Source organism: Arthrobacter crystallopoietes BAB-32 (assembly GCF_000328305.2).
GTDB classification, from domain to species: Bacteria; Actinomycetota; Actinomycetes; order Actinomycetales; family Micrococcaceae; genus Crystallibacter; species Crystallibacter crystallopoietes_A.
On sequence record NZ_ANPE02000083.1, the window covers coordinates 1 to 9513 of the forward strand.

Annotated in this window: 9 protein-coding genes; 3 read left to right on the forward strand and 6 right to left on the reverse strand. The window is 66.2% G+C overall.

The window, feature by feature from the left end; all coding sequences use genetic code 11:
• Nucleotides 1-312: FAD-dependent monooxygenase (locus tag D477_RS05465; RefSeq protein ID WP_150110014.1), on the reverse strand; the 312-nt coding region annotated here is incomplete at its 3' end.
• A gap of 138 nt (nt 313-450) precedes the next feature.
• Here D477_RS05465 and D477_RS05470 point away from each other — a divergent pair.
• From D477_RS05470 to D477_RS05480, 3 genes are all read left to right on the forward strand, one after another.
• The gene (locus D477_RS05470) at nt 451-1104 is read left to right on the forward strand and encodes a TetR/AcrR family transcriptional regulator (RefSeq protein WP_043845792.1); all 654 of its coding nucleotides are present in this window, start codon (nt 451-453) and stop codon (nt 1102-1104) included.
• Between the two features lie 210 nt (nt 1105-1314).
• Nucleotides 1315-2586, forward strand: coding sequence for an MFS transporter (locus D477_RS05475; protein WP_005267908.1), 1272 nt, complete (start codon nt 1315-1317; stop codon nt 2584-2586).
• A 566-nt stretch (nt 2587-3152) separates the two neighbouring features.
• Nucleotides 3153-4121: an MBL fold metallo-hydrolase gene (locus D477_RS05480; RefSeq protein ID WP_005267909.1), complete on the forward strand. Its 969-nt coding sequence runs from the start codon at nt 3153-3155 to the stop codon at nt 4119-4121.
• A gap of 143 nt (nt 4122-4264) precedes the next feature.
• Here the strand turns inward: D477_RS05480 and D477_RS05485 are convergent, their stop codons facing one another.
• From D477_RS05485 to D477_RS05505, 5 genes are all read right to left on the reverse strand, one after another.
• Entirely contained in the window at nt 4265-5332 is a 1068-nt protein-coding gene (locus tag D477_RS05485) for an ABC transporter permease (RefSeq protein ID WP_005267910.1), read from the reverse strand.
• A 9-nt stretch (nt 5333-5341) separates the two neighbouring features.
• The gene (locus tag D477_RS05490) at nt 5342-6835 is read right to left on the reverse strand and encodes an ATP-binding cassette domain-containing protein (RefSeq protein ID WP_081608482.1); all 1494 of its coding nucleotides are present in this window, start codon (nt 6833-6835) and stop codon (nt 5342-5344) included.
• Nucleotides 6832-7794, reverse strand: a complete 963-nt coding sequence (locus D477_RS05495; protein ID WP_005267913.1) for a sugar ABC transporter substrate-binding protein — start codon at nt 7792-7794, stop codon at nt 6832-6834. The genes D477_RS05490 and D477_RS05495 overlap by 4 nt, the downstream gene beginning before the upstream one ends.
• A gap of 31 nt (nt 7795-7825) precedes the next feature.
• Nucleotides 7826-8947 (reverse strand): MBL fold metallo-hydrolase, encoded by a 1122-nt coding sequence (locus D477_RS05500; protein ID WP_005267914.1) that lies wholly within the window; start codon nt 8945-8947, stop codon nt 7826-7828.
• Nucleotides 8948-9068: 121 nt separating this feature from the next.
• Nucleotides 9069-9513 (reverse strand): enoyl-CoA hydratase/isomerase family protein (locus D477_RS05505; RefSeq protein ID WP_005267915.1); only part of this gene is annotated, 445 nt, incomplete at its 5' end.

Here is a 9513-nt window from a genome sequence, read left to right on the forward strand (position 1 = left end):
TTCAGCGTTCTTCCAGTAGTAGATGTCGTTGTGATAGTCGATCGCCGGATCGTTGTCCGAGTCGATCCCGAGAATGTTCAGGATGCGGGCGATCTCGTGATCAAACGTGATGGCACGCGGCTGCTCATAAAAGGCCGGCCACTTCTCCACGATGGTGACGCGGTGGCCCCGGCGCCCCAACAGGACGGCCAGGAGGGTGCCGACGGGACCGCCGCCGACAATCGCGACATCAGTGTCGAAGTGGCCCTCTCCCGCTGCGTCCGGCGTGGCGGGCTGCGCGGTCTCGGGTATGTGGTGGAGTGCAGTGGCCATGGCGGGGTCCTTCCGGGTGTGATGCGCGTCATGCATAAAGAAATAGTGACATATTCCTCAGTTTTGAACAAGTACTCATAACTGGCTTGTCGTGCACGCCTCCGTGCATCGGCAACGCCGGTGGCGTACGGTGGCAGCGTGGCAACAGAGACGAAGGCAGCGGGCACGGCCCCCGGCGGCCGCCAGCAGCGCCGCCGCGAGCAGACCCGCGCGCGGCTGATCGACGCAGCAAAGAACCTCATGGCTGAGCGCGGTGTCGAGTCCGTCGGGATCTCGGAGATCACCGAAGCCGCGGACCTCGGAGCCGGCACGTTCTACAACTACTTCCAGTCCCGCGATGAGATCGTCGAGGCCGTGGCCGAGGCCTCCATCGAATCCGTGGGCGCCGCCCTGGACCGGCTCACCGCCGACATGCCCGACCCGGCCGAGGTATTCGCCGCCTCGCTGCGCCATCTGGTGCTTCGGGCCACCACCGACCCCGTGTGGGGCTGGTTCATTGTCCGCATGGGTGCCGCCCACCCGAAGCTGATCGAAATCCTCGGCCCCCGGGCCGCCCGCGACCTGCGGCGGGGCCTTGACGCCGGGCGCTTCTCGATCCCGGACACGGACATCGCCACGTCCTGCACCTTCGGGTCCCTGATTTCCGCCCTGCACCTGGTGCTCTCCACCGACCGCCCCGAAGGCACAGACGAATTATTCGCCCGAACCATGCTCGCCATGGTCGGAGTGGATGCCCGGGAAGCCGAGGAGATCGCCGCCCGGCCGCTGCCCGCGCTGCACCTGGAGCCATAAAGCACCACCCACCTTCACCCCCTGGCCCTCCGCCGTACGGCGGAGGGCCTTTTTATGTGTGCGCAGCTGCCGCCGGGAAAAATGCAGGAAAAACCCCTTGCAATTTTGTGAGGATAATCTCATGCTTGGTTCACTGCTCATAAATGAAGAGCATGTCAACTTCTTCTCCCGCCGAGCCCAAGTCGGCTGGCCGCTCATCAAAGGAATTCCATGACCTCCACCTTTGCGCGCACAAAACGCCGGGAACCCCGGCCCTACCTCTCCAACAACGCAGTGATTGCCCTCTGCCTGGCCGTCACCCTCATGGAGGGTTACAACCTCATCGTCTTCGGATCGGTGGTCCCGCTGCTGCTGGAAGACCGGTCGCTGGGAATCGACGAGCAGACCACCGGACTCGTCGGAGGGATCGTCTACGCCGGCGCCCTGGCCGGCGTCATCGGCGGAACAATGCTCGCCGACCGCATCGGACGGCCCCGCGTCATGGCGCTGGCCGCTGCGATCTTCGGGTTCGGCTCCGCCCTCGCCGCCCTCGCACCAACCCCCGAATTCCTTGGCGGCGCGCGCCTGGTCACCGGGGTCGGGGTGGGAGCGGCTCTCACTACCGCGATGACACTGGCGCGGAACCATGCACCGCAGGGCCGCGGCAGCCTGGTCATCACCGTTGCAATGGCAGGCGTCCCTCTCGGCGGAACGGTCGCGGCGTTCGTCGGTATCTTCCTCATGCCGCTGTGGGGCTGGCGCGCGATGTTCTGGCTGGGAACGGCTATGACACTCGTCATCCTGGCCCTCCTACTCTCCTCGCGGATCAGCGAACCGACAGAAGTGCACGACACCCGGCTCACACCGCTGCAGAAGTTCGCCGGCCTTTTCCGCGGACGCGGAGCCGCTTTTGTCGCGCTCGTCGCCCTGGCCGCCATCACCAACATGGCCACCTGGCTGGGGCTGAACGTCTGGCTCGCCGAGGCCATGAAGACCCGCGGGTTCGACCTCACCCAAGCCCTGCTCTTCGCGTTCTCGCTGACCGGTGCCGCCGTCCTCGGATCCTGGTTCACCGCGACAGCCGCGGACAAGGTCGGTTCCGCGAAGGTCACCATCGCCTGCGCTGCACTGACCCTCGCAGGCCTTGCCGGACTGCTCTGGGGGCCGTCCTCCCTGGGCGCCGCGCTGGTCTGCGTGGCACTCATGGGCATCGGCGGCCACTCGGCGCAGAACCTCATCAACGCCACCGCCACCGTCGCCGTCGAACCCCACTCCCGCGGAACCATCCTCGGCATCACCAACACCATGGCCTTCATCGGCTCATTCATCGGCCCGTTCGTCGGCGGGCTGGCCTTCGCCGCGAACGGCCCCGACGGGCTCTTCACGCTCTACGCGCTGGCGGCCCTCCTGTGCCTGGCTATCTGCACCGGACTCGCCCGCGCGCGAAAACGCCTCATCGCAGACGTTGAAACGGAAAGCGCACCGGTACCCGCCCGTCAGTAGAAGGCCCCGGAGGATGACGACGGGTGATCGGAGGAATACCGGACGCCGGCCATCATCCTCCGATCACCCTAAACAGCGCCACGTGATGCCTCAGGCGTCATTGCCCCATGCCATTCCCACCCACGGCCCAGATACCGAAAACGGCGCAGATGTCGTCTCTGGGACGACCCTTTGCCGTGCCCCCATGCCGTCTTGTGCCAGAAGTCCAACTGAAATGCCGGGCTCTGGTGTCGGGGCACAAGTTTCCAGGAGTGCGGGAGTTCTGCTCCTAGTATGGCTGGGAGTGATGGCCATCACGACCCTTGCATTCGAGTGCCGGACAGGCATGATTTCAGGAGACCATTTTGTGCGACGTTGTTAATAGCGTTTTGCGCAGCGGAGCGACCCGACGGCAGGCCATCACCGGCGTCCTCGCGGGCGCCGCTGCCGTCGGGCTTGGAGCCGCTTCCGCAAGCCCAGCCCAAGCCGTCCAGGGCAGAAAGCCGTTTAAGGCCGGGAACCATCGGACCAAGTTGGTACTGCTGGGTACTGCTGGCGGTCCGCCGTGGTGGCCCGGGACTGATCGCATGGGCATTGCCTCGGCTGTTGTCGTCGGAGACCGCTACTATCTCGTGGATGCCGGCGAGGGCGTTGGCCCGCGCCTGCGGCAGGCAGGTCTCGGGGACCCGCTCGGTGTCGTCCAGAATGGCCCTTTGCGCGACTTGCGGGCTATTTTCCTTACGCATTTGCACTCGGACCACGTCTCAGATCTGAATAACATTCTTTCTTCGGGTCTGCACAATGGTTTGCAAAAGGCGCCGGAGAAGATCCAGGTCTGGGGACCGGGCAATCGCGGTGTGCTGCCCGAACTGTTCGGCGAGGGTCAGGAGCCACCCATCGTGGCGCCTGAGAATCCGACACCCGGCACCCGGGAGATGGTTGAGCTGATGGTGCGCACTTTCGCCACAGATTACAACGACCGTGTGAGGGACAACCGGTTCCCTGTGCCGGACCAGCTGTTCGAGGGCTTCGACGTACCGATTCCGGAGCGTTACCTGGCCGACCCCAATGGCAATCCCCATCCGCGCATGAGTCCTGTGCCGTTCTACGAGGACGACCGTGTGCGGGTTTCGGCGACGCTGGTGATGCACGCGCCGGTGTTCCCGGCGCTGGCCTTCCGCTTCGACACCGAGGATGGGTCGATCGTCATCTCGGGCGACACTGGCGTCAGCGAAAACCTCGTCGAGCTCGCCGAGGGCGCCGACATCCTTGCGCACGAAGTTATGGACCGGCAGTGGGCAGAGAGCCTGTTCCCGCAACCGCGTGACCCGGGCTCAGAGGGGCTCTTCCAGCACATGATCAGGTCGCACACCTTGGCCGAGGAGCTCGGGCCGCTTGCGGAGCGTGCTGGAGTGGAGACGCTGGTTCTGCACCATTTGGTGCCCGGCAATGGTGCACCGAACTCGTGGAACGAGGCCAAGCGCGGCTTCTCCGGCCGCATGATCGTCGGCCAGGATCTCGACGAGATCGGCGTCGGCCGGCCGAACCAGGCGTAGAACCGAAAGGGCGGTGGCTGGAGCATATTCTGCTCCGGCCACCGCCCTTTGCCGTACCAGCAAATCATCATTCCGCCGTGGGGAGACATGACGACGGCGGAGCGGGCACCCCCGTGCCGCCCCGCCGCCGTCGGCTCTTGAAATTAGCGGTATCCGGCGCCTCGGCGTGCCTGGTCAATGGCTACGGCCACGAGCAGGAGGACGCCCCCGGCGACTGTCTGGTAGTAGGACGGGACGGCGAGCAGCGTCATCCCGTTGTTGATGACCCCGATGATCAGCACACCGACCAGCGTGCGGGCCACACGTCCTTCCCCGCCGGCCAGGCTGGTCCCGCCCAGCAGGACGGCGGTAAGGACCTGCAGTTCGTAACCGGTGCCCGCCGAAGGAACGGCGATGCCGCCCTGTGCCAGCATGAGCAGACCGGCCACGGAGGCCGCGAGTCCGCTGGCGGCGAGGATGATGACACGGGCACGGTCCACGGGGAGTCCCGCGAGACGCGATGCCCGCGGATTGGAACCTACGGAGTACACAGTGCGTCCCCACACGCTGTACTTGGCAATCCACCAGGCCATCGTGAAAACGGCGAGCATGACCCACACCGGAACGGGCAGCAGAAGCCAGCGGTCGAATCCGATCGCGTCGAAGAAGGGGTCGCGGACGGCTATTTCGCGCCCGTCGGTGAGGATGAAGGCGATACCGCGAAAAAGCGCTAGGGTACCGATCGTCACGATGATCGGGTTGATTCGAAGGCGAACCACGCAGAAGGCGTTGAGCAGCCCGCAGACGACGCCCAACGCCAGCGCGGCTGCGCAGGCCGTGAGCGGTCCCAACCCGAATGATGACATCATGACGGCTGCCAGGACTCCGGTGATGCCCATGATGGATCCGACTGACAGGTCCAGTGCTCCGGATATGAGCACGAGGGTCATGATTGCCGATATCGTGCCGATGATCGCCACGGAGCGCAGAACGTTAATAAGGTTGGCTTCGGTGAAGAAGTGGGGGCTGGCTATCGTGAAGCCGGCGCACAGCACCACAAGGGCACCGATCAGTGCCAGGTCCTGTGCCCCGGGCAGGACCCGGCGCACAGGGGAAGCATCTCGCTCGCGTGGCTTGGGTGCCGTATCGGGCCTGGGTTCGACGGGAGGTGCGGTTCCGGCGCCATTGACCGTTTCGTTCACGGTGGCGGGAGTCTGGTTCGACGGGTTCATGGTCTTCCCCTATAGTGCGGCTGCGGTCAGGTTCGATGCAGTGAGGGCACCGGCCTGGAGCTGGGTCAGGATGCGTCCGCGGCTGAGCACGTAGACGCGGTCGCAGAGCGCGGCGACTTCCTCCGCGTCGGAGGAAGTGACGAGACAGGTGCCACCGGCATCGGCGTACTCAGCCAGGAGCCGATGGATTTCCGCTTTGGCGCCGATGTCGACGCCGCGGGTCGGTTCGCTCAGTAAAAGTGCCTTGGGAGATTCACCGGTGAACTGCCGGGCAAGGACCACCTTCTGCTGGTTGCCACCGCTCAGCGAGGACACCGGGACATCCAGCGATCCTGCTTTAACAGCATGGCGGCGGGCCAGCCTTGCTGCCTGTTCGGTTTCGATGCCTTGCCGCCTGATGCCGGCGCGGGCGAGCGGGCCCCAGTTTGCGAGCAGGATGTTGTCGCGCACGGACATCCCCAATGCCAAGCCGTCCCGCTTGCGGTCGGCCGGCACGTACCCGATACCGCGCTTCCGGGCTTCTATCGGTGATGCAGGCAGGGGGTTCCCGCTGAACGTGGCGCGTTCGGCGGCGTATTCCCCCGAGCCGTAGAGGCAGTCCGCGATGGCCTCGTGGCCGCTGCCGGCGAGTCCAAAGAAGCCTACGATCTCTCCGGCGGCCACTCGGAAGGAGACGCCATCGAGTGAACGGCGGCTGTGAAGATCGTGCACTTCGAAAACTGTTTCCTCCCCTCCGGGGGTTGCAGCGGGGCGCACCTGCGAATCGACTGGGTCTGTCCCGAGCATGGCGCGCACGATGCCGTGTCGATCCGTCTCGGACACTTCGGCCGCGAGGGCCACGGCGCCGTCGCGCAGCACTGTCACGTCGTCGGCGACGGCGAGGACTTCTTCCAGGTGATGGCTGATGTAGAGAATCGCCACTCCCTGGGCGGCGAGGCCGCGCAGTCGTTCGAGAAGCTTGTCCGCCTCGCCCGGAGTGAGGGCAGCCGTCGGCTCATCGAGAAACAGAACCTTAGGTCGGGCCGCGAGTCCTCGGGCAATCTCAACCAGCTGTTGTTCAGCCAGCGGCAAGGAGCCGACGATGGCATCCGGATCGAGTTCAGCCCCGAGTTCGGACAGCACACCTAGTGTTCGACGGGTAGCCGCAGCAAAGTCCACGGTGCCAAACCGCCTCGGTAGTTGGCCCATGAGCACGTTCTCGGTAACGGTAAGAGCGGGGGCCAGTTCGAGCTCCTGGTGGACGGTGCGGATGCCCTCGCGCTGGGCATCGGCGGGTCCGCGGAACCGCATTGGCCTGCCGCCCACCTCGATCGTGCCGTCGTCGGGGTCAATGAGCCCGGACATGATCTTTACGAGTGTGGACTTCCCCGCCCCGTTCTCCCCGAGCAGGGCGTGAACCCGTCCCGAACGAAGGGTAAGGTGTACGCCTCGGACAGCATGCGTACCGCCAAAGCGCTTGTCTATGCCCTTCAGATGCAGGGCAGGATGCGCCATCACACTCATTCCTGCCCGTTAATGTCGTCCGCGTTTTCCGCGGTCACGATGCGGGTCTGGCTCGGGTGCGTAACCTCCGGGACTTCCTCTCCGGCTGCGACCCGGGTGGCAAGGTCGACGATCTCCTCGCCCCACTGTTCAGGGAAGAGCCCGACCGTGGCCACGAGCGGGGAGCCTTCCCGCTTGAGTTCGTCCACGACCACGGGATCGCCGGATGTTCCGACGATCAGCACATCGTCTTCGCGCCCTGCTGCCTTGGCCGCCGATACGGCTCCCATGGCCATCGAGTCCAGGTGGGCCCAGACGACGATCTTCTCCCCGGGGTGGGCGGAGAGGAAGTCAGCCGAGACCTGCCGGGCCACGCTCGGGTCGAGCTTGGTGTCGCCGACTGTCACGTCGATGCTGCCCAATTTCCCTTCCAGTGCAGCCTGTGCGGCGTCGCTGCGCTCGAGCTGTACGTCGCCTCCGGCGGGCAACGCCAGCATCAGTGCGCTGTCAACTTCTCCCTCGCCCCATTTCTCCAGCGCAGCATCGGCCAGGGCGTCCCCGCCGAGCCGGCCTACCTCTGCGTTATCGATGGCGAACAACGGCGCGTCGCCGACCGGATACTGGACGGCGAGCACCGGCACGCCGGCATCGTCCATGATGCGGTCCACGCGGTCGTTGGCGTCGGCGACCGAACTGTATTCGATGAATACGGAAGGCGCTTGGGTAGCCGCGTCGCGCGCGTTGTTGACGACCTTCGCGGCGTCGGTGTGGTTATCGAACACGGAGAATTCTGCGCCGGCAGCGCTGGCGGCCGCGTCGATCCCCTCGGTGACGGTAGCGACGAAGGGCGTCTGCTGGTCTCCCGCGTACGCGATGGAAACGGTGTCGGTTCCGGCGGAGGCGGAGCTGCCGCAGGCGGTCAGCGTGGCGAAGCCAGCGAGAGCTGCAGTGGCGATGATGGTTCGACGGATGTTACGCATGGGGGTGCTCCTTGTGGTGTGTGTGATGCCGCTATCCGCCGACGTTGAGGACCATGAGGTCCTCGCCGACGATCGTGCGGCCGGAAAAACCCTTTCCGCCTGCGGCGAAGGCACGGCGGGGAAGGGTGGCTGGAGCCAGGTGGTTCAGGACCAGGGTGTCGACCCCGGCGCGCTCCGCGATCGGGCCGACCTCCTCGAGCGGGGTGTGTGAGCGCAGGACGTGCTGGTAGGTGGCCTCATCCTCGGGGCTCCGGGGTTCCGGGTAGAGTTTCGCGATCCCGGCGGGCGCGATGACCTCGTGCACGAGGACGTTAGCGCCGCGGGCCAGCCGCACCAGATTTTCGCTCGGCCCGGTGTCGCCCGAGAAGACGACGGAGCCGTCCTCCGTGTCGAAGCGGAACGCGAACGCAGGGAACACGGGTGCGTGCTGCACGAGGGTGGCGGTGACCCTTACCAACTCGTCCTCGAATACGGCAAACGGTTCCATCGCCGGGTGCGGATTAGTGTTCGGGTCGGCCCCTATACCGACCGGAAGCTGAATGTCACGGGCGTCGACGAGTTGATGAGGTACCGGCAGGCGGTTGTCGCGGGCACGGTCGTTGTAGTCGGTTGCGTAGGCAGCTATTAGATGTTCGACCATGGCCCGGGTGCCGGGGGTGGGCGCCTCCGGGTTCACGACGGGAGGTTCGGCGCCATCCCCATAGAGCGGGGGCAGGATACCGCGGTCGCCGGGGCCTATGAGCGGGACAGGCCGTTCCGGCCGGCCCAAGCCATTGAACAGTCCGAGCGAGATGAGGTTGGGCACGTCAACGACATGGTCGGAATGCAGGTGGGTAATAAACACGCCGGCGAGTTGGGCCAAGGGATCGCGGCCGGTGGCTTTGACCGCCCCCAGTCCGGCCCGGGTGAGCTGGCGGAGTACACCTTCGCCCGCATCGATCAAGTAGTACCGGTCCCCCACGACCAAGGCTGAGGCCGTACCGGAGCGTTCCTCGGGGCCGCCGTAGTCGGCGAATTGACGGGGCCCCCCGCTCGTGCCGAGCAGGACGATGTGGGTCCGGGTCCGGCTCGATCCCTGCTGCTGAGCTGCGGCTGCCGGTGCGGCAGACGCGGCGACCAGGCCGAGTCCGGCGACGGCACCGGCGCCCAGCATGGCGCGCCGGGTCGTGCCGCGCTGCGGGCTCGTTGACAGGTCGTTGTGCGCTCATCGTGCCTTCCTGAGTGGGGGCGGGCAGGAGCGCTGTCGCCCCTGCCCGCTCCAGGTCGCTGCTGGTTTACTTCGAACTGAAGAGCTGGATGAAGCCTTCGGCGCCGGAGCGCAGGGCCTGGCCGTAGTCCTGGTCGAAGGAGGCGTACATCAGCGGCCGTCCGAGCCGGCCGGCCGCGCCGGAGCGCTGGACCGCCTCGGCGTAGTAGGCAACGCGTTCCTGCAGGTGGTCGGCGGGCACCGCCTCGTCGATGACGCCGAGCTGCTGGGCGCGCCCGGCGCTGAACGGTTCGCCGGTGAGGATGTTGGTGATGGCGGCCTTGGCCGGGACGCGGCGCAGGGCCGGGCTCTGGGCGACCGCGGGCCAGGTGCCGAGGGTCGCCTCGATGGTGCCCAGCCTGGCGGTATCGACGGCGATGACGATGTCGGCGCTGCAGACCAGGCCGAAGCCTCCGGCGAGGGCGTCGCCGTTCACGGCGGCGAGCACGGGGGTGCGCAGCGCGGGGAACGTT